Source organism: Comamonas sp. E6, assembly GCF_001010305.1.
GTDB lineage: Bacteria > Pseudomonadota > Gammaproteobacteria > Burkholderiales > Burkholderiaceae_C > Comamonas > Comamonas thiooxydans.
On the sequence record NZ_BBXH01000005.1, the window covers coordinates 55,998 to 79,940 of the forward strand.

Consider the following 23,943-nt stretch of genomic DNA (forward strand, 5'->3'; position numbering starts at 1 on the left):
CACGGGCCCGTCTCCGTGGAGGCAGGCCCATGTTGCCGGTTGCTTACTTGACGGCGGTGATGGAGTCCAGCGTCTTCTGGCCGAACTTCTTGGCGTATTCCTTGTACGCGGGCTCCAGCGCGGTGCGGAAAGCGGTCTGGTCGACCTTCTCCACGACCTTCATGCCGTTGGCCTTGGCTTCTTCCACGCCCTTCTTCTCCACGTTGTCCACAAAGGCGCGAGAGGCCAGTGCACCCTTCTTGGCGGCTTCTGTGAAGGCGGTCTTCTGGGCGGCGTTCAGCGATCCCCAGAACGAGGGCGACACGATCAGGGCCATGGGGGCGTAGACGTGGGAGGTCAGGGTCAGGTGCTTTTGCACTTGCCACAGCTTGGCGGACACCAGCACGGAGATGGGGTTCTCCTGGCCGTCGATCGTGCCCTGCTGCAGCGCACCGATGACTTCGGGCCAGGACATGGGGGTGGGCGAGGCACCCAGGGTACGGAAGGCCGTGATGTGCACGGGGTTCTCGGTCACGCGGATCTTCAGGCCCTTGAGGTCGGGCACGCCATTGACGGCATGCTTGTTGTTGCTCAGATGGCGAAAGCCCTGCTCGCCCCAGGCCAGCGCGATCAGACCGCGCTTCTGGAACTTGGCCAGCAGTTCCTGACCGAAGGCTCCGTCCATCACGGCACGTGCGTGCTGGGTGTCGCGGAACAGGAAGGGGATGTCCACCACGCCCACATCGGGCACGAAGTTGCTCAGCGCTCCCGTGGAGACGATGGCGGCTTCCACGGTGCCCAGCTGCAGGCCTTCGATCAGCTCACGCTCGCCGCCCAGCGCGGAGGCGGGGAACTGCTTGAACTTGTAGGCACCGTTGGTGCCTTTTTCCACGCCCTCGGCCCAGGCGTTGGCGGCAGCGCCGTAATGGGAGTTGACGGCCAGCGCATAGCCGATCTTGACTTCCTTGCCCTGGGCAAATGCAGTGCCTGCGGTCAGGGCGGCTGTTGCTGCCACGGCCGTGGCGACGAAGGTGCGGCGAATCATGCGCATGGTGTTGGTCTCTCAGAAATGTTTTGAAATGAATCAAAAATTGTAGTGAGTGCCAACCGTGGGTTTTTACGCATCCGGGGGTCGTCTTGTACGGGTGGATGCATCGTGTTTGGCGATGGATGGGCGTCGAAAAAGGCCTCCGTGCCGGCAAGCACGGAGGCCTTTGAAAATGAGAGCTGCTTGCGCTTGTTGTCAAACGATTTCAGATTGTTTTGATATTGAAATCATTAAGCAAAGAGCGGTTGAAGCTACTATTTTTGCTGAGCCAGCAGCAGCTCTGCGAGCTGAACAAAGCCGTCGCCGCGCTCGGCCGTGGTCACATGGCGCGGCAGATGCCTGAGCTGGGGCACGAAGCGCGCGATATTGGCCACGCCCACGCTGTGGGGCATGTGCTCGAACATCTGCTGGTCGTTGGTCGAGTCGCCGATATACACCCAGCGCGCCAGCGTGGCGTCCAGATCGATGTCGAACAGCTCGCGTGTGATCCAGCGCGCGCCTTCGAGCTTGTTGTGCTCGCCGAACCAGCCGTTGATGTGGATGGAGCTGACGGTGGCATTCATGCCGGCCGCCTTCATGATGGCCACGCATTCATCGATCTGTGCCTGGGGCATGTTCGTGAATTCGCTGTGGTCCACGGCGATATCGCATTCGCGGCCGGCCGAGTCCGTGGCGCGTCTGGCGCCGGGCACGGTGGCCTCGATCTGCTCGAGCACCTGCTGCATGCGGGCAAAGTTGCGGGCGCGCTCGTCGGCAGATTGCTGGTAGAGCTTGTCCAGGCTGCCCTCGGCATTGCGGCGCAGGGCCACGGCTCCGTTCTCGGCCACGATGGCGTCCACGGGCCAGGCCGATGCAAAGGGCACGCTCCAGCCCACGGGGCGGCCGGTGATGGGTACGACCTTCAGGCCCGCATCCTTGAGGCGCGCAATCGCGGCCACCACATGCTCGGGCACCACGCCGTCGGTGGTCAGCGTGTCGTCGATATCGGTCAGCACGCCCAGCAGCTTGACAGGTGTCCGCAGTTCAGACAAAGGGCGCAGAAATTCTTGGCTCACAGAAAACTCTCAATGCATTGCAAAGGACGCTTGAACCTGGCGCGGCCCATCGGCGTGACGCCGAGCAAGGGCCGCCCCGCAGCGAGGGCGTCGTCCCCCTCCGGCGAAGCCAGAGAGGGGGAAGGCGCGAAGCGCCTCAGGGGGTGACCACGCTCAATTCGCCGAGCCCAGTGCCAGGCCCGCATGCTCGCGCAGCGGGTGGAAGTGGATCTTGGGGAAGCGCTCCTGCGCCAGGCGCACGTCATAGGGGCTGGTGCACAGATAGGCCAGGGTGTCGGCCGCATCATGCGCCAGACGCATGGGGTAGGCGTTCTCGAACTCGCGCAGCTCGGCGGGCGAGTCGGCCGTGATCCAGCGTGCCCCGGTGTACTGGCAGCCTTCCAGGCGCACGTCGCAGTCGTACTCGGTCTTGAGGCGGTGCTGCACCACTTCGAACTGCAGCTGACCCACGGCGCCCAGCAGCATATTGCCGCCGACATCGGGCTTGAAGACCTGGATCGCGCCTTCCTCGCCCAGCTGCATCAGGCCTTGCTGCAGCTGCTTGGTGCGCAGCGGGTTCTTGAGCACCACGGTCATGAACATTTCGGGTGCGAAGAAGGGCAGGCCGGTGAACTGCAGGCTGGGGCCGTCGGTGATGGAGTCGCCCAGCTGCACGCCGCCGTGAATCGTGAAGCCGATGATGTCGCCCGCATAGGCCTCGTCGACGGCCTCGCGGCGCTGGCTCATGAAGGTCACCACGGACGTGGGGCGCAGCTCCTTGCCGGTGCGCTGCACCTTCATCTTCATGCCAGGCGTGTACTTGCCGCTGGCCACGCGCACAAAGGCGATGCGGTCGCGGTGGTTGGCATCCATGTTCGCCTGCACCTTGAACACCACGCCTGCGAAGGTCTTGTCTTCAGGGTTGATGGTGACTTCTTCGCGCTGGCGGTTCACTTCGGTGAAGGCGACGCGCGGGCCGGGTGGGGGCGACATGTCGACCACGGCGTTCAGCACTTCCATCACACCGAAGTTGTTCACGCCGGAGCCGAAGAACACGGGGGTCAGCTTGCCTTCCAGAAACGCCTGGTGATCCCATTCGGCCGATGCGCCCTGGGCCAGTTCCATGCTCTCGATGGCATCGTCGTAGGCTTGGCCGAAGCGGGCACGCAGCCTGTCGACTTCCGTCAGCGGGATGACTTCGAAGTCTTCGGGGCGCTTCTCGCTGCCGGCGGCAAACACCGTCATGCTCTGTGTCTGCAGATTGATGATGCCGCCGAAGCTCTTGCCCTGGCCCACGGGCCAGGTGATGGGGCAGCAGGGCATGCCCAGCTCGCGCTCGACTTCGTCCATGATGTCCAGCGGGTCGCGCACTTCACGGTCGAACTTGTTGACGAAGGAGATGATGGGCGTGTTGCGTTGGCGGCAGACCTCGATCAGGCGGCGAGTCTGCGATTCCACGCCGTTGGCCGCGTCGATCACCATCAGCGCCGAGTCCACGGCCGTCAGCACGCGGTAGGTATCTTCCGAGAAGTCCTTGTGGCCGGGAGTGTCGAGCAGGTTGATCACATGGTCGCGGTAGCTCATCTGCATCACCGACGAGGCCACCGAGATGCCGCGCTGCTTTTCGATTTCCATCCAGTCGGAGGTGGCGTGGCGCGAAGCCTTGCGGCCCTTGACCGCGCCGGCAATCTGGATCGCGCCCGAGAACAGCAGCAGCTTTTCGGTCAGCGTGGTCTTACCCGCGTCCGGGTGGGAGATGATGGCGAACGTACGACGGCGCCGGGTTTCTGGGGCGTATGACACAGTATTGAGAGCTGTAAATACAGCCGGAGAACGCCGGCTGTGACAACAAAAGGTGCGGCGGTCCGTTTGCCGCACCAGGCCCGCACCCATGCAGGGCAGACCTGTGAATAAGTCTTGAGGGCGCTTATTTTAACGGCAGGGCCAATTCATGGAGATGCTCCGGCAAATGCGGGACGGGCGATGCTATTGCCCAAGGCCGCTGGCTCCGGCAACTGGCAGATGCGGAGCACAATAGCGGCCTAGTCTCCGGTCCTTATTTGCCCCTCATGAACAGCGCCCCGCAGGATGTGAACACCTCCTTACCCATCCAGCCTCCAGCCTCTGCCGCCCCGGTATGGATCAAGCGCGGCACGCCCGAGTACCGGCGGGTCAGCGTGGCGCTGTTCCTGGCGGGGTTTGCCACCTTCTCCCTGCTGTACTGCGTGCAGCCGCTGCTGCCCGAGCTGGCCCACAGCTTTGCCGTCAGTCCGGCCCAGAGCGCGCTGGCGCTGTCGGTATCCACGGCCTGCCTGGCCGGCTCCATCGTGCTGGCAGGGGCCTTGTCCGAGGGGCTGGGGCGGCGCAAGCTGATGTTCATCTCCATGGCCCTGGCGGCGCTGTGCAATCTGCTGGCTTCGTTCATGCCGCAGTGGCATGCGCTGCTGGCCGCACGCGCGCTGGAAGGCTTGCTGCTGGGCGGCGTGCCTGCCGTGGCCATGGCCTATCTGTCCGAGGAGATCGACCCGCCCGGCCTGGGCTTTGCCATGGGCCTGTATGTGGGCGGCACGGCGCTGGGCGGCATGCTGGGCCGGGTCGGCATGAGTGCGATGACCGAGTTCTGGGGCTGGCGCCACGCCATGGCTGCACTTTCGGTGCTTGACCTGCTGGCCGCCCTTGGCTTTGTCTGGCTGCTACCCAACTCGCGCAACTTCATCAAGAAGACCGGGCTGGGTGCCCGGTATCACCTGCAGGCCTGGGGCCGGCATCTGCGCCACCCGGGCCTGCCGCTGCTGTTCCTGATCGCCTTCGGCCTGATGGGCGTGTTTGTCAGCATCTACAACTATGCCGGCTTTCTGCTCAGCGCATCGCCCTATGGTCTGAGCCAGTTGCAGATCAGCCATATCTTCTACGCCTATCTGCTGGGCACGGCGGCGTCGCCGATTGCCGGGGGGCTGGCCGACAGGCTGGGCCGCGGCCCGGTGCTGGTCGCTGGCACTTTGCTGATGGCCGCAGGCGTGGTGCTGACCCTGTTGCAGCCGCTGGCCGTCATCGTGGCCGGCATCGTCCTGCTGACGGCAGGGTTCTTCATCGCGCATTCGGTGGCCAGCGGCTGGGTGGGGCGGCTGGCCACGCAGTCCAAGGGGCACGCATCATCGCTATACCTCTGGGGCTATTACATGGGCTCCAGCGTGCTGGGGGCCGGGGCGGGCTGGTTCTGGTCGCGCTGGGGCTGGACGGGCGTCGGCTCCGTGGCCTTGGCTGTGCTGGCGCTGGTTATCGTGCTGGCCTTGCGCGTTCAGTGGCAGGCCGGGGTTGCGGCCGCGAATCGAGCCGCTTCTTGATGCCGTCTTGATATCGGCAAGGCCAATCTCTACCCGTTCTTGACGGGTGAATTCCTACAGTTCCTCCATCGCAATCAAGCCGCGTGAACGGCTTGTGGGAGGAATGAAATGACCATCACCTGGATTGAAGCCCTGGCCGCCCTGACGGCGCTGGGGCTGTTTGCCTATTTGGGCTATGCGCTGCTGCGCCCCGAGAAATTCTGAAGGGGCCGCCATGCAAGTGCTGCAAGACCTGATTTTTGTGAGCCTGACTGTGGTCTGCTTTGTCGGACTGCTGGGCTTTGTGCGCGCCCTGGCGCGTCTCTGAAAGGGGTGGATCATGTGGTTACCCTGGATGGAATTTGCCGCCGTGCTGATTGCGGCAACCTTGCTGACGATTCCCATGGGCCAATGGCTGGCGCGCTGCTTTACCAGCGAGCGTCATGGCTGGCTGGAGCGCCTGAGCTACCGGGCCATGGGCGTGAACCCGCAGGAGCGCATGGGCTGGCAGCGCTATGGCGCCGCTGTGGTGCTGAGCAATGCGCTGATGATGCTGCTGGGTTATCTGCTGCTGCGCCTGCAGGGCGCACTGCCGCTGAATCCGCTGGAGATCGCGGCGCAGGCGCCCGACCTGGCCTTCAACACCGCAGCCTCCTTCATCACCAATACCAACTGGCAGGCCTACGCGGGCGAGAACAGCCTGAGCAATGCGACGCAGATGGTGGTCATCACCTTCCTGATGTTTGCCGGTGCCACCACGGGGGTCGCGGCCGGTGCCGGCTTTGTGCGCGGTCTGGCGCGGTCAAGCGCACAGGATATCGGCAACTTCTGGGTCGACTTCGTGCGCGTGTTCTGGCGCGTGCTGCTGCCGCTTTCCTTCATCATGGCCCTGGTCTATGTCTGGCAGGGCATTCCGCAGACTATGCACACCGACGCGGTGGCGACGACGCTCGAAGGCGCCCGGCAGCAACTGCTGATGGGGCCGGTGGCCAGCCTGGAAAGCATCAAGCATCTGGGCACGAATGGCGGTGGCTTCTTCGGCATGAATGCAGCCCACCCCTTTGAGAACCCGACGCCGCTGACCAACCTGCTGCACATCCTCTCGATGCTGCTGATCCCGGCCGGCATGACCTACGCCTTCGGCTCCATGCTGCTGCGCCGCAAGCAGGGCTGGGTGCTGTTTGCTGCCTGCATGGTGATGTTCGTCGGCTTTCTGAGCCTGGTGTTTGTGGCCGAGCAAAACGGCAGCCAGTTGCTGGCGCGCGCCGGAGCCGATCAGCAATACAGCCTGACCCAGAGCGGCGGCAATATGGAGGGCAAGGAGCTGCGCTTCGGCATTGCCGATACAGCCTTGTTCGTGGCTACCACCACCGCGGCCACCACGGGTTCGGTCAATGCCATGCATGATTCGCTGACCCCGCTGGGCTCCATCACGCCGCTGGCGCAGATGATGCTCAACTGCGTCTTCGGCGGCGACGGCGTGGGACTGATCAACCTGATTCAGTACGCCATCCTCACGGTGTTTCTGGCCGGCATGATGATTGGTCGTACCCCTGAATTCCTGGGCAAGAAGATCGAGGTGCGCGAGATCAAGCTGGTCATGCTTGCGGTACTGGTGCCGCCGGCCTGCATTCTGGGCTTCACGGCGCTGGCCGCGCTCTGGCCGGATGCCGCAGCCAGTCTCAACAACCGCGGCCCGCATGGCTTCTCGGAGATTCTCTACGCCTATGCCTCGGCCACGGCCAACAACGGCTCGGCTTTTGCAGGGCTGAATGCCAACACGCCGTTCTTCAACACCACCACGGGCCTGGCCATGCTGGCGGGGCGCTTTCTGACGCTTGTGCCCATGCTGGCCGTGGCTGGCAGCCTGGCGGCCAAGGCCACCGTGCCTCCGGGTCCGGGCACTTTCCCCACGGCCACGCCGTTGTTCATGGGCCTGCTGGTGTTTGTGGTGCTGGTGGTGGGTGGGTTGACCTTTTTGCCGGCGCTGGCTCTGGGGCCCGTGATCGAGCACCTGCAAATGCTTGTGGCTCAGCTGTACGCCTGACGCCTTCTTCCAATTGATGCCAATGGTCTGCAGTCCATGCACGGCTGCAGACCAGGGAGCAAATCATGAAAACATCGACTCAAACTCTTTGCGCTTCAGTGCTACCAAGCCATGCACAAGCGCAGCCCGAGGCGCAATCCGCCTCCTGGCCACATCTGCTGGGCTCCAGCGTGCGCGCCGCCCTGCTGGTGATGGCGGTCTCCGGCATTGCCTATCCCTTGCTGACCACGGGTGTGGCGCAGGCACTGTTCCCGCATGCAGCCAATGGCAGCCTGATCGAACGCCAGGGCCGGATCGTGGGCTCGGCCCTGATCGGTCAGCAATTCACCGGGCCGCAGTACTTCCATGGCCGTCCCAGCGCCACAGTCGCTCCCGATCCGAGTCAGGAGGGGGCAAATATTGCGGCTCCCTACAACGCCGGCCTGTCCGGTGCCAGCAACCAGGGGGCCACGCACAAGGACTTGTCCGAAGCCGTGGCGCAGCGTGTCGCACAGTACCGCGCCGATAACGGTCTGGCCGCAGACCTGGCGGTGCCGGTGGATGCGGTCACTGCGTCGGCATCGGGCCTGGACCCGCATATCTCTATGGCCAATGCACTGCTGCAACTGCCGCGTGTGGCGAGGGCGCGAGGGCTCTCGCCAGACCAGGTGCAGCCATTGCTGGCGCAGAAAACAGAGCAGCGCACGCTGGGCTTGCTGGGCGAGCCGCGCGTGAATGTGCTGCAGCTCAATCTGGCGCTGGACGCCTTGCAGCCCGCCACCAGCGCAGTGAAGGAGTAAGCCATGAGCACCAAGAAAATGACGGCAGGTCGCAGCCTGCTCGATGCCAAGCTGGCGAAATCGGCTCTGTGGGACGCGGTGCGCAAACTCTCGCCGCGTACGCAGTGGGCCAACCCAGTGATGTTTGTGGTGTATCTGGGTGCGATCCTGAGCAGTCTGTTGTGGTGGCAGAGCCTGATGGAGCCGGGCAGCGAGAACAGCGGCTTTGTCCTGGCGATTGCGCTGTGGCTGTGGTTCACCGTGCTGTTTGCCAACTTTGCCGAAGCATTGGCCGAGGGCCGCAGCCGCGCCCAGGCCGCCAGCCTGCGCGGCATGAAGCGCGATACGGTGGCCAAGCTGCTGCAGCAACCGCATTTCGGCAGCTCATGGATTCCCATGCGCGCCAGCGAACTGCGCAAGGGCGTGGTCATCTTCGTGGAAGCCGGCGACACGATTGCGCTTGACGGCACGGTGATAGAAGGCGTTGCTTCGGTGGACGAAAGCGCGATCACCGGCGAATCAGCACCCGTGATCCGCGAGGCCGGAGGCGACTTCTCGTCGGTGACCGGCGGCACGCGCGTGCTGTCGGACTGGCTGGTGGTGGAAGTCACGGTCAATCCTGGCGAGTCATTTCTGGATCGCATGATCTCCATGGTCGAGTCGGCCAAGCGCCAGAAGACTCCCAACGAGATGGCGTTGACGATCTTGCTCGTGGGGCTGACGCTGGTCTTTTTGCTGGTCATCGTCACGCTGTGGCCCTTCTCGGCCTTTGCGGTGTCACAGGCCGGAACGGGCTCGGTGGTCGGCATTGCCGTGCTGATTGCGCTGCTGGTCTGCCTGATTCCGACCACGATTGGCGGCCTGCTGTCGGCCATCGGTGTGGCCGGCATGAGCCGCATGATGCAGGCCAATGTCATTGCGACTTCGGGCCGGGCCGTTGAGGCTGCCGGCGATGTGGACGTGCTGCTGCTGGACAAGACCGGCACCATCACCCTGGGCAACCGCCAGGCCTGCGAGTTTCTGCCGGCCCCCGGAACGAGCGCCGCGCAGCTGGCCGAAGCCGCACAGCTCTCGTCTCTGGCAGATGAGACACCTGAAGGCCGCAGCGTGGTGGCTCTGGCCAGGGAGCGCCATGGCTTGCCTGATCGCAGCAGTGCGGATTTTCCGGGCGAGTTCGTACCCTTTACCGCTCAGACGCGTATGAGCGGGGTGGATCTGCAGAGCCCGCAAGGCTTGCGCAGCTTGCGCAAGGGCGCCGCCGATGCCGTGCGCCGGCATGTCGAGGCGCTGGGAGGCAGCTTCCCGGCTCAGGTACAACTGTCCGTGGACAACGTCTCGCGCAAGGGCAGCACGCCTTTGGTGGTGGCCGATGGCGCCAAGGTTCTGGGTGTGATCGAACTCAAGGACATCGTCAAGCCCGGCATGCGCGAGCGCTTTGCCGAGCTGCGCCGCATGGGCATAAAGACGGTGATGGTGACGGGCGACAACCCGCTGACGGCTGCCGCCATTGCAGCCGAAGCCGGGGTGGATGATTACCTGGCCGAAGCCAGACCCGAAGACAAGCTGCAGCTGATCCGCTCGCACCAGGCGGCGGGCCGCCTGGTGGCCATGACGGGGGACGGCACCAACGATGCTCCTGCCCTGGCCCAGGCCGATGTGGCCGTGGCCATGAACAGCGGCACCCAGGCTGCCAAAGAGGCCGGCAATATGGTGGACCTGGACTCCAACCCCACCAAGCTGATCGAGGTGGTGGAAACCGGCAAGCAGATGCTGATGACGCGCGGTGCGTTGACCACCTTCAGCATTGCCAATGATGTGGCCAAGTATTTCGCCATCATTCCTGCCGCCTTTGTGGGCACTTATCCGCAACTGGCCTCGCTCAACGTGATGCAGCTGCACAGCGCCGATTCCGCCATCCTCAGTGCCGTGATCTTCAATGCACTGATCATCATCGCCCTGGTGCCGCTGGCCTTGCGTGGTGTGCAGTATCGCGCCGTGGGTGCGGCCTTGCTGCTGCGCCGAAACCTGCTGATCTATGGCCTGGGCGGGCTGATCGTGCCGTTTGTTGGCATCAAGCTCATCGACATGCTGCTGACCGTTCTGGGTCTCGTCTAAGTCATATCCAGGCCTTGCTTTCTCGTTTCTCGGGCTTGTCCGCGTTCCCTGCGGGCGCGGCAAGTCTGATCTGTTTGCTTCACCATCATGCGTCTCTCCCATCTCCAAAAACCATTTCACGCCTCGCGTTCCTGGGTCATCGGCTCTGCGTTGCTGATGATTGCCTTGAGCTGTGCAAAACCCTCTGCTGCCGAGGAAACAAAAGCGCAATCTGCTTCTGAAAGCTCAGCCACTGTGCAGGCTGACAGCAAGTCTTCCCTGACCGGCTCGCTGAGCCTGATCAGTGACTACCGCTTTCGCGGCATCTCGCAGACCTGGCAAGGTGCGGCCGTGCAGGGCGCAGTGGAACTGGCCTTGCCCAAGGGCTTTTATCTGGGCACGTCGCTGTCCAATGTCTCTACCAACAGCTACGGCCGGGGCCAGGGGCTGGAGCACGATATCTATGGTGGCTGGCGCGGCGAGCTCGTGCCTGACTGGTTGCTGGATGCCGGGCTTTTGCAGTACCGCTATCCCGGCGCACGCCTGGGCGCAAGCGATGGCAGCAGCAAACGCTTTGACACCACCGAGCTCTATCTGGGAGCGACTCATGGTGGTCTGAGCATCAAATGGTCCGTGGCACTGACGCCTTATTTCGGCCTGGGCGAGAGTACCGCCGACTCGGCGTTCGCCACTGCGCTGCAGCCGGCAGGCAGCAGCCGCGGCAGCCAGTATCTGGATCTGAACTATCAGCATCCGCTGGGCGATCTCGCCACCTTGGGCCTGCATGGCGGCTATGCCTGGGTGCGCAATTACAGCGATGTTTCCTATGCCGACTGGCGCATCTCGCTATCCAGGGCCTGGGGCCCGTGGACAGCATCGCTTGCGTACGCGGGTACCTCGGCCGATGCTCGCTACTACAGCGCCGTCAACAGCCGTGGCCAATGGCGTGATCTGGCACGCAGCGGCTGGCTGCTGGGCCTGAGTGCCGGGTTCTGACCGGACTTGAGTGATACGCTGATCGCCTGATGCCTTCATCCACACCCTCATCCGCCGCGCAGCGCCCCGACCCCGACGCGCTGGTCGCTCAACTGCAGGCAGATCGGCAGCGCGCCCATCTCGGCAAGCTGCGCATCTACTTTGGCTCCAATGCCGGAGTGGGCAAGACCTATTCCATGCTGGCGGCTGCGCAGCGCGAGCGGCAGGCAGGGCGCAAGGTTCTGGTGGGGTTGGTGGAGACGCATGGCCGCGCCGAGACCGAGCAGCAGCTGCACGACCTGGAGCTGCTGCCGCGGCGCACGCTGATCTACCAGGGCAGGCAGCTGGACGAGTTCGATCTGGATGCAGCTCTGGCACGCCGCCCGGAGGTGCTGCTGCTCGACGAGCTGGCACACAGCAATGTGAGCGGCTCGCGCCATCCCAAGCGCTGGCAGGATGTGCAGGAGCTTCTGGAGGCGGGTATCGAGGTGTGGACCACGCTCAACGTTCAGCATCTGGAAAGCCTGAACGATGTGGTGGGCGGCATTGTGGGCATACAGGTCCATGAGACCGTGCCCGACCATATCTTTGACGATGCCGACGAGGTCATCGTGGTCGACATCCCGCCGGAGGAACTGCTCAAGCGCCTCAAGTCGGGCAAGGTCTATCCGCTGGAGCAGGCAGAGCGGGCCTCGCGCAATTTCTTTCGCCAGGGCAATTTGCTGGCGCTGCGCGAGCTGGCCTTGCGCCGCACGGCCGATCGTGTCGATGAGGACATGCGCGACTACCGCCGCGAGCGCTCCATCGGCGATGTCTGGCCCACGCGCGAGCGCCTGCTGGTGGGCGTGGGCGGCCGTGCCGGTGACGATGCCCTGGTGCGCCAGGTGGCACGCCTGGCGAGAAGGCTGGAGGCCGACTGGGTGGTGGTCTATGTGGATGCGCCGGAGCGCCAGCATAGGCCTCGGGCAGCGCAGGAGGCAGTGCTCAAGACCCTGGCGCTGGCGGCGCGTCTGGGCGCGGACACGGCCACCATCCCCGGCGCCCATGTGGCCCAGGCTCTGGTGGACTTTGCGCGTGAGCGCAATGCCAGTCATCTGGTGCTGGCGCGTGTGCATGAACCTTTGAGCCGCTGGCTGCGCTGGCGTGCCCCCAGCCTGTCCGAACAGATCGCTGCGCTGGATCCAGGCCTGGACGTGCTGCTGCTGTCCGTCAAGCAAAGCAAGAACGAGAGCACCTTGCGATTGCCGGCGGCGCGTGAAAAGAACATTCCGTGGAAGGGCTATGCGGGTGTGACCCTGGCTTGCCTGGCCGCTACAGCGGTGGCGGAGCTGCTGCTGCGAGTGTTCGATCCGGCCAATGTGGTCATGCTTTTCCTGCTGGTGGTGGTGCTGTCCGCCGTACGCTGGGGACGCGGCCCCGGAGCATGGGCGGCCCTGCTGTCGGTGCTGCTGTTCGATTTCTACTTTGTGCCGCCGCGCAACTCCTTCAGCGTCAACGATACGCAATACCTGTTCACCTTCAGCCTGATGCTGGGTGTGGCCCTGGTCTGCGGCCAGCTGACGGCGCGGCTGCGCCACGAGGCGCGCGTGGCAGCAGAGCGCGAAAGGCGGGCCGGCGCGCTGGCCAGGCTGGCGCGTGACCTGTCGGGTGCGCTGACGCAGGAGCAGGTCACGCAGATCGCGCTGACTACGATTTCAGGCGTTTTCGATGCCCAGACCGGGCTGCTGGTGCCCGATGCCGATGAGCGCCTGCAGCTGGCGCCTGGCAGCGAAGCTCAGATCGACACCAGCGTGGGTCGCTGGAGCATGGAGCATGGCCAGATGGCCGGCCATGGAACCGATACCCTGGCAGCTGCGCCGGCACTTTATGTGCCACTGATGGCGCCCGTGCGCTCGCGCGGCGTGCTGGTACTACAGTTGCGTGCGCCGCAACGATTGCGAGTGCCCGAGGAGCGCCGTCTGCTTGAAGCCTGTGCCAGCCAGATTGCCCTGGCATTGGAGCGTGTGCATTTTGTGGAGGTGGCGCAGCAGACCCAGATCGCCATGGAGGGCGAACGCATGCGCAACACCTTGCTCTCGGCCGTCTCGCATGATCTGCGCACGCCGCTGACGGGCATCCTGGGCGCGGCCCAGGCGGCCTTGCCCCATGCGCCGCAGGGGCCGGCGCACCACATGCTGGTGCAGATTCGCAATCAGGCACAGGCGCTGCAGCAACTGGTGGACAACCTGCTGGCCATGGCGCGCCTGCAGCAAGGCGGCGTGCAGCTCAAGCGTGAATGGCTGCCGGTGGACGAACTGGTGGGCAGCGCGCTGGCGCAGATGCGCGAGCGACTGGCCGCTCATGTGCTGCAGACCTCGCTGCCGGCCGATCTGCCCTTGCTGCAGCTCGATGCCGTGCTGATGGAGCGTGTGCTGGTCAATCTGCTGGACAACGCCATCAAGTACACGCCCGAAGGCACGACGATCACCGTGGCAGCCAGCGTGGCCGACGGCGACTGCGTGCTGAGCGTGCAGGACGCAGGGCCGGGTCTGCCCGTGCATCTGTCGGCCGAGCAACTGTTCGAGCCGTTCACGCGTGGGCAGGCGGAGAGTGCCGTGTTCGGCATGGGGCTCGGCCTGGCTCTGGCTCAGCGCATCGTGCAAGCCCATGGCGGCAGATTGCGGGTTGCACAGGCAGATCCCGGTCCGGGCACCATTTTCAGCGTACACCTGCCCGTGCCCGAGCAGCCGGCCATGGACGAATGAGCCGACAATCCCGTGCATCACATGCAAATCCGAACATGACAAGCGCCGCACCCCGCATTTTGCTGATTGAAGACGACGCCAGCATCCGCCGCTTTGTGCGCCTGGCATTGGAGGACGAAGGCTGGCAGGTGTTCGAGTCAGAAACCGCCAGGCGCGGCCTGATCGAGGCCGCCAGCCGCCAGCCCGACGCCGTGGTGCTGGACCTGGGCCTGCCCGATGCCGATGGCAAGACCGTGATTGCCGAGCTGCGCGCCTGGAGCCAGTTGCCGATTCTGATTCTGTCCGCGCGCGAGCGGGAAGAAGAGAAGGTGGCGGCGCTGGACGCCGGTGCCGACGACTACCTGACCAAGCCCTTTGGCGTGCCCGAGCTGCTGGCCAGGCTGCGCGTGATGCTGCGCCGCCGCCAGCAGGCGTCGGCGTCAGACAAGCCCGGCAGCTGTGCGCGTTTCGGTGCGGTGGTGGTGGATCTGGCGGCGCACGATGTCAGGCGCGACGGAGTGGCAGTGCACCTGACGCCCATAGAGTTCCGCCTGCTGGCGGCCCTGATTGCCGGCCATGGAAAGGTGCTGACGCATCGCCAGTTGCTGCTGCAGGTCTGGGGGGCGGAGTATCTGGACCGTCCTCACTATCTGCGCGTGCACATGGCCAATCTGCGCCAGAAGATAGAGAGCGATCCGGCCCAGCCCCGGCATCTGGTAACCGAGTTGCAAGTGGGTTATCGCTTGGTGGGACTGGAAGGCTGATTCCTTTATAATCGCCGTCCATCCGAGGAGCGTTGCAGCGTTCCCCAGCCAGCCATGAGCTGGTCTGCGCGGGGCGTGAGGCTCGGATTTCATCCCGCAACGACGCTCGCCCACGCTTTCTGTGCGGTGAGCCGGTTTATTCCCCCTCTGCTGCAGAACGTGGTTTTTCATTCAAGATTTGGAGAAAACCATGAACGCTGCCGTGCGCTTCAACCCCGCTGATTCGGCCATTACCGATATTTCCCTGGCTGCCTGGGGCCGCAAGGAAATCAGGATCGCCGAAACCGAAATGCCTGGTCTGATGGCCGTGCGCGAGGAGTTCGCCGCTGCCCAGCCCCTGAAGGGTGCGCGCATCACCGGCTCGCTGCACATGACCATCCAGACCGCCGTGCTGATCGAGACGCTGACGGCTCTGGGCGCGCAAGTGCGCTGGGCCTCGTGCAACATCTTCTCGACCCAGGACCACGCTGCTGCCGCCATCGCCGAAACCGGCGTGCCTGTCTACGCCATCAAGGGCGAGTCGCTGGAAGACTACTGGAATTACACCCACTCCATCTTTGAATTCGGCGCTGCCGGCACCGAAGGCGAAGGCCCCAACATGATCCTGGACGACGGCGGCGACGCCACCATGCTCATGCACCTGGGCAAGCGCGCCGAGAAGGACCTGTCCGTGCTGGCCAACCCCGGTTCGGAAGAAGAGCGCATCGTCTTCGCCGCCATCAAGGCCAAGCTGGCCGTGGATCCCACCTGGTACAGCCGCAAGTCGGCCCAGATCATGGGCGTGACCGAAGAGACCACCACCGGCGTGCACCGCCTCAACGAAATGTCGGCCAAGGGCACGCTGCTGTTCCGCGCCATCAACGTCAACGACTCGGTGACCAAGTCCAAGTTCGACAATCTGTACGGCTGCCGCGAATCGCTGGTGGACGGCATCAAGCGCGCCACCGACGTGATGATCGCCGGCAAGGTGGCTTGCGTGGCCGGCTATGGTGACGTGGGCAAGGGCTCGGCCCAGGCGCTGCGCGCACTGTCGGCCCAGGTCTGGGTGACCGAGATCGACCCCATCAACGCCCTGCAGGCCGCCATGGAAGGCTACAAGGTCGTGACCATGGAATATGCTGCCGACAAGGCCGATATCTTCGTGACCACCACCGGCAACAAGGACATCATCCGCCACGAGCACATGGTTGCCATGAAGGATCAGGCCATCGTCTGCAACATCGGTCACTTCGACAACGAAATCGATGTGGCTTCGATCGAGAAGTACAAGTGGGAAGAAGTGAAGCCCCAGGTGGATCAGATCGAGTTCCCCGACGGCAAGAAGATCACCCTGCTGGCCAAGGGCCGTCTGGTGAACCTGGGCTGCGCCACCGGCCACCCCAGCTTCGTGATGTCCAACTCCTTCGCCAACCAGACCCTGGCGCAGATCGAGCTGTTCACCCGCCCCGACGCCTACGAAGTGGGCAAGGTCTATGTGCTGCCCAAGATCCTGGACGAAAAGGTCGCCCGCCTGCACCTGAAGAAGGTCGGCGCCATGCTGACCGAACTGAGCGACGAGCAGGCCGCTTATATCGGCGTGAGCAAGCAAGGCCCTTACAAGCCTGAAACGTATCGCTATTAACTCCCCCTTAGGCGCTTTGCGCCTTCCCCCTCTCTGGCTTCGCCGGAGGGGGACGACAGCCTCGCTGCGAGGCGGCTCTTGCTCGCTGTCCCTTGTTTGGTGTGCGCCAGTATTGGGGCTGTGTTGATTTATTTGATAGCTTCTTGCGCTTGTCGTATCTTGATTTCAGATGAATTTCTGTCTGAAATTAAGACAGGGTAAGCGCAGGCAGCTATAAAAAAACAGATTATCTTGCCTGCAGCGTATGGCTGCGGTTGATTTCAAAGGAAGCGACGCTATGCGCGCAGATGTTTTTTTGGTTGAAGCAGGTCATGCTGCCACCCGTTCCCAGGCCCAGCGCCTGATTGCCTCGGGTGTGGAGTGGCGCCTGACGCCGCTGGCGCCATGGAAGAAAGTGGCCAAGAACGGCGATGACATTCCTGCCGGTGCCGAGCTGCAGCTGCTGGACGCCGCCGAGGCCAAATACATCTCGCGCGGCGGGCTCAAGCTCGAAGGCGCGCTGGCCGCGACCGGCCTGAGCGTCAAGGGCTTGCGCTGTCTGGACGTAGGCCAGAGCACGGGCGGCTTCACCGATTGCCTGCTGCAGGCCGGTGCGACCCAAGTCATCGGCCTCGACGTGGGCCACGGCCAGCTGCACGAGCGCCTGAAGAATGACGAGCGCGTGGTCTGCGTCGAGGGCTTCAACGCCCGCGCGCTGACGCCCGAGCTGCTGGAGAAGGCCTGCGACGAGGCGCTGTGCGAAGTCATCGAGGAAGAAGAGGACAACGACACCCAGCCCGTCGCCCCCTATGCCTGGATGCGCAACGGCGGTCAGGTCGATGAGGACTATGACGACAGCGACGATGCCAAGGAACAGGACGTCGAGAGCTTCAAGGCCGAGCGCGCCGCCAAGGCCAAGGCCCGGGCCGAAGGTCTGGCTCCGGTGGAGCTGCGCCGCAAGCCCGGCACCGAGAATATCGATATCAGCCCGGCATTTGATTTCGTGACCGGCGATCTGTCCTTCATCTCGCTGACCCTGGTGCTGCCTGCCGTGGTGCAGCTGCTCAAGCCCCATGGCCAGCTGCTGATGCTGGTCAAGCCGCAGTTCGAGCTGCAGCCCGGCCAGATCGGCAAGGGCGGCATCGTGCGCGACACGGCCTTGTACGCCGAGGTCGAAAAACGCATTCGCGACTGCCTCGGCGATCTGGGGCTGAGCGTCAAGCAGTGGCTGGACTCGCCCATTGAGGGCGGCGACGGCAATCACGAATTCTTCGTCTGGGCCCAGCAGGGCGCTGAAGTCAAGGCTCCGGCCCCCCTCGTTGCTGACGAAGCGGCTGCGGCCAGGCCGGCCGTCAAGGCGGCCGCCAAGCGCCCTTCGCGTGCCGACATCAAGGCCCAGCGCGCCAAGCAGGAGCTGTATGAAGACCCCGAGGTGGCCAGCTTCGGCCAGCCCGGCCCGGCACGCAGCAAGCAGAAAAAGCGAAACGAGCGCTGAGCAAACAGCGCAAGAGCGTGGCGGGTGCCGAGCCTTCGGAGCCCGCCCATGACCCAGGATTCAGAGACATACACCGCCATGAGCTTTCCCGTCAGCTTCGAGTTTTTCCCCACCAAGACGCCCGAAGGCGCTGCCAAGCATGTGGGCGTGCGCCAGGCCCTGTATGCGCGCAAGCCCGAGTTCTGCTCCGTGACCTATGGCGCGGGCGGCTCCACCCAGGCAGGCACCTTCACCATGGTGCGCGACATCCAGAACGAGGGTGTGGGCGCGGCCTCGCACTTCTCCTGCATCGGCGCCACGCATGAAAAAGTGCGCGCCGAGCTGAACGAACTCAAGGCCATGGGCGTCAAGCGCATCGTCGCCTTGCGCGGTGACCTGCCCAGCGGCTACGGCCTGGGCGGCGAGTTCCAGTACGCCAGCGATCTGGTGGCATTCGTGCGCCAGGAGTTCGGCGACTGGTTTCACATCGAAGTGGCTGCCTATCCCGAAACTCACCCCCAAGCAAAGTCCCCTCGCAGCGATCTGGACGCATTTGTTGCTAAAGTGCGCGCTGGTGCAGATTCCGCCATCACGCAATACTTCTACAATGCCGACGCATACATGCGCTTTGTCGATGAGGTGAGGGCCCTGGGGCTCGACGTGCCGGTCGTGCCAGGAATCATGCCGATTACCAGCTCTACGCAGCTGATGCGCTTCTCGGATGCATGTGGTGCCGAGATTCCGCGCTGGATTCGTCTGCGTCTGCAGGCGTTCGAAGATGACACCGCTTCCATTCGTGCGTTCGGTCTGGATGTCGTGACTCATCTATGCGAGCAGTTGCGCAGCCAGGGTGCTCCCGGGCTGCACTTCTATACGATGAACCAGAGCGTCGCCACTCTGGAGATCTGCGACCGTCTGGGCCTGTAAGCCAAAAGCTTGCCGGCCGCGAGGCGGCCGGTCTTGGGCGGCTCTCACTTGAGCTTTCAAGGAGATTGCGCCCGTGCAACCGAAATTTTGGCGCTTGCGTTGTTGTCAGTGGATAGGTCTTGCCGTCGTCACCGCGACCATGGCCGGCTGTGCTCCGCTGCAGGAAAAGTCCGAGGAACAGCCCCCCGTCGTTCAGAGCCAGCCCCGAAAAAAGGGCGCGCAGCCCACGGTCTCCGGCCCCCTGCTGCCCGACGCCTATGCGCGCAGCAACTATCGCGACAAAGGCCTGGGCGTCAAGGCCAACAAGCCCGCAGATGCCGACAAGGCAGACCTGCCCGAAGACAGCAGCAAGTACGAGCTGAGCCCTCCGCGAGAAAGCGACCAGGAGGGCCTGGCCTCCTGGTATGGCGGGCAGTTCCACGGCCGCAAGACGGCCAGCGGCGAGCGCTTTGACAGCATGGACATGACGGCAGCGCACAAGACCCTGCCTTTCGGAACGCGCGTTTGCGTGCGCAGCTCCGTGACCGGCAAGAGCGTGGTGGTGCGTATCAATGACCGCGGCCCCTTCGCGCCCGGTCGCATCATCGACCTGAGCAAGGCCGCGGCCCAGGAGCTGGGCATGCTGGGCCTGGGCATCAAGCCCGTGGAGCTGTGGCAGCTGGACGCCGATGAGGACGAGTGCCCGGCCACGCTCAATGCTTCGGGCAAGAAGCGCCATCCCAGTGTGGTGCAGGGCGCTTCCGCCTCCAAGACGCGCGCAGCGTCCGCGAATCAGCCCGCGCGCAAGGTCTCCCAGACCGCCAAGCGCAAGCGCTGAACCATTGTTGCTGTTGAAGGGGTGCAGCCGGTGAAGCTGGCGCGCCCGGACTGCAGAGGGCCGGCAAGGGCCGGCCTACAGCCGCGCAGTTAGCCGCCAGACTCCAGCGTAAAGCCTGCATTGCTGTCCTGACCCAGCAGCTTGACCAGCTGCGGCATGGCGGGCTTGAGCTGATCCTTGAGATTAAACGGCGGGTTGATCAGAAACATGCCGCTGGCAGGCAGGCCGCCGCGTTCGGAGGTCTTGTTGCTCTTGACCGTGAGCGTTGCATGCAGCCAGCTCTTGCCGGCCTTGGTTGCCATGGTCTTGAGCCGCTTGGGCAGATCGTGGGCCTCGGGGCGCGGGATGATGGGGTACCAGACGGCGTAAGTGCCTGTGGGAAAGCGCTTGAGACCGTCCGCCGCCATGTCCAGCACGCGGCCGTAGTCGGTCTTCAATTCGTAGCTCGGATCGCAGAGCAGCAAGGCGCGGCGCGATGGCGGAGGCAGGAATTTCTTCACGCCTTCGAAACCATCCTCGTGCAGGATGGCGACCTGGCGCCTGACTTCCAGCTGGGCCATGTTGCCGGTCAGAGAGCGCATGTCCGTGGGGTGCAGTTCAAAGGCCTTGAGACGGTCATGACCGCGCAGCAGCGCCTGGGTGATGAAGGGCGAGCCGGGATAGTTGCGGATGGCATTGCCCTGGTTGAAGCGACGCACCATCTGAAGATAGTCCTGCAGCACAGGGGCCAGCTCGGCCTCCTTGGCGGCAGCCAGGCGCAGCACGCCTTCCTCGGCCTCGCCGCTCTTGCTGGCGTAGTCGCCGTCCAGGCGGTACAGGCCGGCGCCGCCGTGGGTGTCGAGCACCGTCAGCGCAGCCTCTTTTTGCGTGAGGTATTGCACGGTGGCAATCAGAACGGTGTGCTTGAGCACATCGGCGTGATTGCCTGCATGGAAGGCGTGGCGGTAACTGAACATAGAAATGGATGGTAACCAGCAGGGCAAGAGGGGAACAGCACTTTTTACCCTGTGGTCTTTAAAGGCTGTCGGCGCCTGGGTGCAGAGGGAGAAACAGGCACTAGGGGCTGTTTCACAACAGGCTGCTGCACGAAAACACGCAGATTCTGGCGTTTTTGTATAATGGCGGGCTTCGCAGCGATTTTATGGTTCCCGCGGCGAAGGCTTGGTCCAAGTTTAAATTGGTCCGAGTAACCCCGCCTAAGAGGCTTCCTTTAAAAGACCTGTCTTTTTCAAGAAGAAGCACCGACCGCGGAAAAGGGACCGCCAAACCTTCTTGAAAGAGAAAACTCATGTCTACATTCAGCGCAAAGCCCGCTGAGGTGCAACACGAGTGGTTTGTGATTGACGCCACCGATAAGGTGCTCGGACGTGTCGCCAGCGAAGTGGCACTCCGTCTGCGCGGCAAGCACAAGGCCATTTACACACCTCACGTTGACACCGGTGACTACATCGTCATCATCAACGCCTCCAAGCTCAAGGTCACTGGTACCAAGAACCTGGACAAGGTGTACTACCGTCACTCCGGTTTCCCCGGCGGCATCACTGCCACCAACTTCCGCGACCTGCAAGCCAAGTTCCCTGGCCGTGCTCTCGAGAAGGCCGTCAAGGGCATGCTGCCCAAGGGTCCTCTGGGCTACGCCATGATCAAGAAGCTGAAGGTTTACGGCGGTGCTGAGCACCCCCATACCGCACAGCAGCCTAAGGCTCTGGAAATCTAAGGAGACCTAGATGATTGGTGATTGGAACAATGGCACAGGCCGTCGCAAGTCCAGCGTCGCTCGCGTGTTTCTGAAGAAGGGCTCCGGCAAGATTACTGTGAATGGCAAGGACATTCAGCAGTACTTCGGTCGCGAAACCTCCATCATGATCGCAAAGCAACCCCTGGTTCTGACTGAGAACCTGGAGACTTTCGACATTCAAGTGAACGTCCATGGCGGCGGCGAATCCGGTCAAGCCGGTGCAACCCGTCACGGCATCACCCGTGCCCTGATCGACTATGACGCAGCTCTGAAGCCTGCACTGAGCCAAGCCGGCTTCGTGACTCGCGACGCTCGTGAAGTCGAACGTAAGAAGGTCGGTCTGCACTCCGCACGCCGCGCCAAGCAGTTCTCGAAGCGTTAATCCGTTTCCCCTGCAGAAAGGGCTCTTCGGAGTCCTTTCACGAAAAAACCGCCTCGAATGCAAGTTCCTGGCGGTTTTTTCATGGGCGGCTTGCGCCTTGTCCAGCGCTTGCGCAAAGCCCCCACTTGCTCTGGCGACAAAGAGATACGGCCGGTATTCCCGAGCCCCTTGCTGTACCATTTCAAGCAATCAAGAAACTACGGAGTAATGCCATGAGCGCCGTTGCTGAAACCACGACCACCGAAATGCCTTCCCCCATCGTCTTCACCGACAGCGCTGCTGCCAAGGTGGCCGACCTGATTGCCGAAGAAGGCAATCCCGATCTGAAGCTGCGCGTTTTTGTGCAAGGTGGTGGCTGCTCCGGTTTTCAGTACGGTTTCACCTTCGACGAGATCACCAACGACGACGACACCACCATGACCAAGAACGGTGTCTCGCTGCTGATCGACTCCATGAGCTATCAATACCTGGTGGGCGCCGAGATCGACTACAAGGAAGACCTGCAAGGCGCTCAGTTCGTGATCAAGAACCCCAATGCCTCGACCACCTGCGGCTGCGGCTCCAGCTTCTCGGTCTGAGTGAAATGATTGTTCGCGCGCCGGCCGCTGTGGTCTGGCGCCCGCATATTGCTTAAGCCGCTGCTTGTCAGCGGCTTTTTTGTTGCCGTGCCGCCTTGTTCCGGAGCTGCCCATGGGTGAGATGCCCGCTGCGCACCATAGCGCCCCCCATAAAGAAAGACTGCTGTGGCTGGTGGCCATAGGCTTTTTCATGCAGTCGCTGGACGCGACCATTCTCAACACCGCGCTGCCTTCCATGGCTGAGACCCTGGGTGAGAGCCCGATGAAGATGCAGTCCGTCATCGTGGCCTATGCGCTGACCACGGCCATGCTGATCCCGGCCACGGGCTGGGTGGCCGACCGCTTTGGCACGCGGCGCGTCTACGGCTGGGCGATAGGCCTGTTTGTGCTGGGATCGGTGCTGTGCGCGCTCTCGCCCAGCCTGCCGTTTCTGATCGCGGCGCGCGTGGTGCAGGGCGTGGGCGGGGCCATGATGCTGCCCGTGGGGCGGCTGGCCGTGCTGCGCACCTATCCGCGTGGTGAGTTCATTCGCGCCATGAGCTTTATTGCCATTCCCGGCCAGGTCGGCCCGCTGCTGGGGCCTACCCTGGGCGGCTGGATGGTGGAGTACGCCAGTTGGCACTGGATCTTCTGGATCAATGTGCCCGTGGGCCTGATCGGTCTGTGGGCGACCTGGCGCTGGTTCCCGCGCAGCGCGCCGGTGCCCGTGCACCGCTTTGACGGCAAGGGCTATGCCATGCTGGCATTCGGCATGGTGGCCATTTCCATTGCGCTGGACGGCTTGTCCGGCATGGGGCTGGGCATGGCGCTGGTGGTGGTGCTCATGGTGTTCGGCCTGGCCAGTCTGGCCAGCTACTGGATGCATGCGCTGCGCGTGGATGAGCCGCTGTTTGCGCCGGGCCTGTTCAAGGTGCGCTCGCTGCGCGTGGGCCTGCTGGGCAATCTGTTCACCCGCTTTGGCAGCGGTGCCGCTCCGTTTCTGATCCCGCTGATGCTGCAGGTCGGCCTCAAGATGTCGCCCATGAACGCGGGCCTGATGATGCTGGCCACCGTCACCGGCAGCATGCTGGTCAAGCGCATTGCCGTGCGCACGGTGCAGCGCTTTGGCTACAAGCGCGTGCTGCAGGTCAATTCGGTGATGCTGGCGGTGATGCTGGCCTCCTTTGGGCTGGTGGTGCCGGGAACGCCGGTCTGGCTGCTGCTGGTGCAGCTGTTCATCTTCGGCGGCTTCAACTCCATGCAGTTCTCGGCCATGAATTCGGTCACGCTCAAGGACATGGAGGGCGAGTCTGCGAGCAGCGGCAACAGCCTGCTGTCCATGGTGCAGATGCTGGCCATGAGCATGGGCGTGGCACTGGCCGGAGCCCTGCTGACGGGCTTCAGCGATATGTGGCCGACGCACAGCGACGAGCGCATGCAGGCCATTCGCGCCACCTTTGTGACGGTGGCATTGATGACGCTGGCGGCGACGCTGGTGTTCAGCCAGCTCGATGCCGACGAGCCTGTGCGCCCGGCTCCGGATGGTGGCGATGCCTGAAAATTTGATAGCTTATAGCGCTTGTCAATAAAAGATTTCAGATTGTTTTCAATTTGAAGTCGTTTATTGGAGGGTGCTAATAGCTATTGATAGAGGAGCTCTACTCGGCTCTCGCTTCCTGGGATTTACCCGTAGGCTGCCGGGT

The 23,943-nt window shown here is 63.4% G+C and carries 20 protein-coding genes and 1 riboswitch; of the genes, 16 read left to right on the forward strand and 4 right to left on the reverse strand.

Annotation, left to right across the window (positions count from 1 at the left end):
* Positions 1–43 precede the first annotated feature (43 nt).
* The 3 genes from CSE6_RS01330 to CSE6_RS01345 all read right to left on the reverse strand — a co-directional run bounded on the left by CSE6_RS01330 (position 44) and on the right by CSE6_RS01345 (position 3,864).
* Positions 44–1,030, reverse strand: a complete 987-nt coding sequence (locus CSE6_RS01330) for a TRAP transporter substrate-binding protein (protein ID WP_034364127.1) — start codon at positions 1,028–1,030, stop codon at positions 44–46.
* Positions 1,031–1,281: 251 nt separating this feature from the next.
* Positions 1,282–2,082 (reverse strand): HAD-IIB family hydrolase, encoded by an 801-nt coding sequence (locus CSE6_RS01335; protein WP_059439729.1) that lies wholly within the window; start codon positions 2,080–2,082, stop codon positions 1,282–1,284.
* A 153-nt stretch (positions 2,083–2,235) separates the two neighbouring features.
* Positions 2,236–3,864 carry a peptide chain release factor 3 gene (locus CSE6_RS01345; protein WP_034357174.1) on the reverse strand — a complete coding sequence of 543 codons (1,629 nt, stop codon included), beginning with the start codon at positions 3,862–3,864 and terminating at the stop codon, positions 2,236–2,238.
* Between the two features lie 266 nt (positions 3,865–4,130).
* Here CSE6_RS01345 and CSE6_RS01350 point away from each other — a divergent pair, with 266 nt between their 5' ends.
* The 12 genes from CSE6_RS01350 (at position 4,131) to CSE6_RS01405 (ending at position 19,563) form a co-directional block, all read left to right on the forward strand.
* A complete protein-coding gene (locus CSE6_RS01350) occupies positions 4,131–5,405 on the forward strand; it encodes an MFS transporter (RefSeq protein ID WP_059439730.1) in 1,275 nt (424 codons plus the stop codon).
* A 108-nt stretch (positions 5,406–5,513) separates the two neighbouring features.
* The gene (gene kdpF / locus CSE6_RS01355) at positions 5,514–5,609 is read left to right on the forward strand and encodes a K(+)-transporting ATPase subunit F (RefSeq protein ID WP_003061706.1); all 96 of its coding nucleotides are present in this window, start codon (positions 5,514–5,516) and stop codon (positions 5,607–5,609) included.
* Between the two features lie 115 nt (positions 5,610–5,724).
* On the forward strand, positions 5,725–7,431 hold the full coding sequence (kdpA, locus tag CSE6_RS01360; protein ID WP_059439731.1) for a potassium-transporting ATPase subunit KdpA: 1,707 nt from the start codon (positions 5,725–5,727) through the stop codon (positions 7,429–7,431).
* A gap of 65 nt (positions 7,432–7,496) precedes the next feature.
* Positions 7,497–8,210 carry a K(+)-transporting ATPase subunit C gene (gene kdpC / locus CSE6_RS01365; RefSeq protein ID WP_034405932.1) on the forward strand — a complete coding sequence of 238 codons (714 nt, stop codon included), beginning with the start codon at positions 7,497–7,499 and terminating at the stop codon, positions 8,208–8,210.
* A gap of 3 nt (positions 8,211–8,213) precedes the next feature.
* Positions 8,214–10,304, forward strand: a complete 2,091-nt coding sequence (gene kdpB, locus CSE6_RS01370) for a potassium-transporting ATPase subunit KdpB (protein WP_059439732.1) — start codon at positions 8,214–8,216, stop codon at positions 10,302–10,304.
* A gap of 87 nt (positions 10,305–10,391) precedes the next feature.
* Positions 10,392–11,279, forward strand: coding sequence for a TorF family putative porin (locus tag CSE6_RS01375; protein ID WP_083994664.1), 888 nt, complete (start codon positions 10,392–10,394; stop codon positions 11,277–11,279).
* Between the two features lie 29 nt (positions 11,280–11,308).
* Positions 11,309–14,002, forward strand: a complete 2,694-nt coding sequence (locus CSE6_RS01380; protein ID WP_059439734.1) for a sensor histidine kinase KdpD — start codon at positions 11,309–11,311, stop codon at positions 14,000–14,002.
* A 35-nt stretch (positions 14,003–14,037) separates the two neighbouring features.
* A complete protein-coding gene (locus CSE6_RS01385) occupies positions 14,038–14,745 on the forward strand; it encodes a response regulator (RefSeq protein ID WP_059439735.1) in 708 nt (235 codons plus the stop codon).
* An 18-nt stretch (positions 14,746–14,763) separates the two neighbouring features.
* A riboswitch (S-adenosyl-L-homocysteine riboswitch) is annotated at positions 14,764–14,860 on the forward strand.
* 75 nt (positions 14,861–14,935) lie between these two features.
* On the forward strand, positions 14,936–16,366 hold the full coding sequence (gene ahcY, locus CSE6_RS01390) for an adenosylhomocysteinase (RefSeq protein ID WP_054074378.1): 1,431 nt from the start codon (positions 14,936–14,938) through the stop codon (positions 16,364–16,366).
* Between the two features lie 277 nt (positions 16,367–16,643).
* Entirely contained in the window at positions 16,644–17,840 is a 1,197-nt protein-coding gene (locus tag CSE6_RS01395; protein WP_059439736.1) for a TlyA family RNA methyltransferase, read from the forward strand.
* Positions 17,841–17,918: 78 nt separating this feature from the next.
* A complete protein-coding gene (metF, locus tag CSE6_RS01400) occupies positions 17,919–18,746 on the forward strand; it encodes a methylenetetrahydrofolate reductase [NAD(P)H] (protein ID WP_059439737.1) in 828 nt (275 codons plus the stop codon).
* 139 nt (positions 18,747–18,885) lie between these two features.
* Positions 18,886–19,563 (forward strand): septal ring lytic transglycosylase RlpA family protein, encoded by a 678-nt coding sequence (locus CSE6_RS01405; protein ID WP_045838520.1) that lies wholly within the window; start codon positions 18,886–18,888, stop codon positions 19,561–19,563.
* Between the two features lie 89 nt (positions 19,564–19,652).
* Here the strand turns inward: CSE6_RS01405 and CSE6_RS01410 are convergent, their stop codons facing one another.
* Positions 19,653–20,519: a 23S rRNA (adenine(2030)-N(6))-methyltransferase RlmJ gene (locus tag CSE6_RS01410; RefSeq protein ID WP_012836927.1), complete on the reverse strand. Its 867-nt coding sequence runs from the start codon at positions 20,517–20,519 to the stop codon at positions 19,653–19,655.
* Between the two features lie 332 nt (positions 20,520–20,851).
* On the opposite strand from CSE6_RS01410, the gene rplM reads away from it, so the two are divergent.
* The 4 genes from rplM (at position 20,852) to mdtD (ending at position 23,798) form a co-directional block, all read left to right on the forward strand.
* Positions 20,852–21,280 (forward strand): 50S ribosomal protein L13, encoded by a 429-nt coding sequence (gene rplM, locus CSE6_RS01415; protein WP_003059004.1) that lies wholly within the window; start codon positions 20,852–20,854, stop codon positions 21,278–21,280.
* A gap of 10 nt (positions 21,281–21,290) precedes the next feature.
* Positions 21,291–21,683 (forward strand): 30S ribosomal protein S9, encoded by a 393-nt coding sequence (gene rpsI / locus CSE6_RS01420; protein ID WP_003059002.1) that lies wholly within the window; start codon positions 21,291–21,293, stop codon positions 21,681–21,683.
* A gap of 212 nt (positions 21,684–21,895) precedes the next feature.
* Entirely contained in the window at positions 21,896–22,261 is a 366-nt protein-coding gene (erpA, locus tag CSE6_RS01425; protein WP_003059000.1) for an iron-sulfur cluster insertion protein ErpA, read from the forward strand.
* Positions 22,262–22,340: 79 nt separating this feature from the next.
* A complete protein-coding gene (gene mdtD / locus CSE6_RS01430) occupies positions 22,341–23,798 on the forward strand; it encodes a multidrug transporter subunit MdtD (protein ID WP_152668535.1) in 1,458 nt (485 codons plus the stop codon).
* Positions 23,799–23,943: the final 145 nt, after the last annotated feature.

Excerpts from the sequence above, each read along its gene's own strand:
- CSE6_RS01330 (WP_034364127.1), bottom strand. The coding sequence starts at position 1,030 with ATGCGCATGATTCGCCGCACCTTCGTCGCCACGGCCGTGGCAGCAACA.
- CSE6_RS01350 (WP_059439730.1), top strand. The coding sequence starts at position 4,131 with ATGAACAGCGCCCCGCAGGATGTGAACACCTCCTTACCCATCCAGCCT.
- kdpF (WP_003061706.1), top strand. The coding sequence starts at position 5,514 with ATGACCATCACCTGGATTGAAGCCCTGGCCGCCCTGACGGCGCTGGGG.
- kdpA (WP_059439731.1), top strand. The coding sequence starts at position 5,725 with ATGTGGTTACCCTGGATGGAATTTGCCGCCGTGCTGATTGCGGCAACC.
- kdpC (WP_034405932.1), top strand. The coding sequence starts at position 7,497 with ATGAAAACATCGACTCAAACTCTTTGCGCTTCAGTGCTACCAAGCCAT.
- kdpB (WP_059439732.1), top strand. The coding sequence starts at position 8,214 with ATGAGCACCAAGAAAATGACGGCAGGTCGCAGCCTGCTCGATGCCAAG.
- CSE6_RS01375 (WP_083994664.1), top strand. The coding sequence starts at position 10,392 with ATGCGTCTCTCCCATCTCCAAAAACCATTTCACGCCTCGCGTTCCTGG.
- CSE6_RS01380 (WP_059439734.1), top strand. The coding sequence starts at position 11,309 with ATGCCTTCATCCACACCCTCATCCGCCGCGCAGCGCCCCGACCCCGAC.
- CSE6_RS01385 (WP_059439735.1), top strand. The coding sequence starts at position 14,038 with ATGACAAGCGCCGCACCCCGCATTTTGCTGATTGAAGACGACGCCAGC.
- ahcY (WP_054074378.1), top strand. The coding sequence starts at position 14,936 with ATGAACGCTGCCGTGCGCTTCAACCCCGCTGATTCGGCCATTACCGAT.
- CSE6_RS01395 (WP_059439736.1), top strand. The coding sequence starts at position 16,644 with ATGCGCGCAGATGTTTTTTTGGTTGAAGCAGGTCATGCTGCCACCCGT.
- metF (WP_059439737.1), top strand. The coding sequence starts at position 17,919 with ATGAGCTTTCCCGTCAGCTTCGAGTTTTTCCCCACCAAGACGCCCGAA.
- CSE6_RS01405 (WP_045838520.1), top strand. The coding sequence starts at position 18,886 with ATGGCCGGCTGTGCTCCGCTGCAGGAAAAGTCCGAGGAACAGCCCCCC.
- CSE6_RS01410 (WP_012836927.1), bottom strand. The coding sequence starts at position 20,519 with ATGTTCAGTTACCGCCACGCCTTCCATGCAGGCAATCACGCCGATGTG.
- rplM (WP_003059004.1), top strand. The coding sequence starts at position 20,852 with ATGTCTACATTCAGCGCAAAGCCCGCTGAGGTGCAACACGAGTGGTTT.
- rpsI (WP_003059002.1), top strand. The coding sequence starts at position 21,291 with ATGATTGGTGATTGGAACAATGGCACAGGCCGTCGCAAGTCCAGCGTC.
- erpA (WP_003059000.1), top strand. The coding sequence starts at position 21,896 with ATGAGCGCCGTTGCTGAAACCACGACCACCGAAATGCCTTCCCCCATC.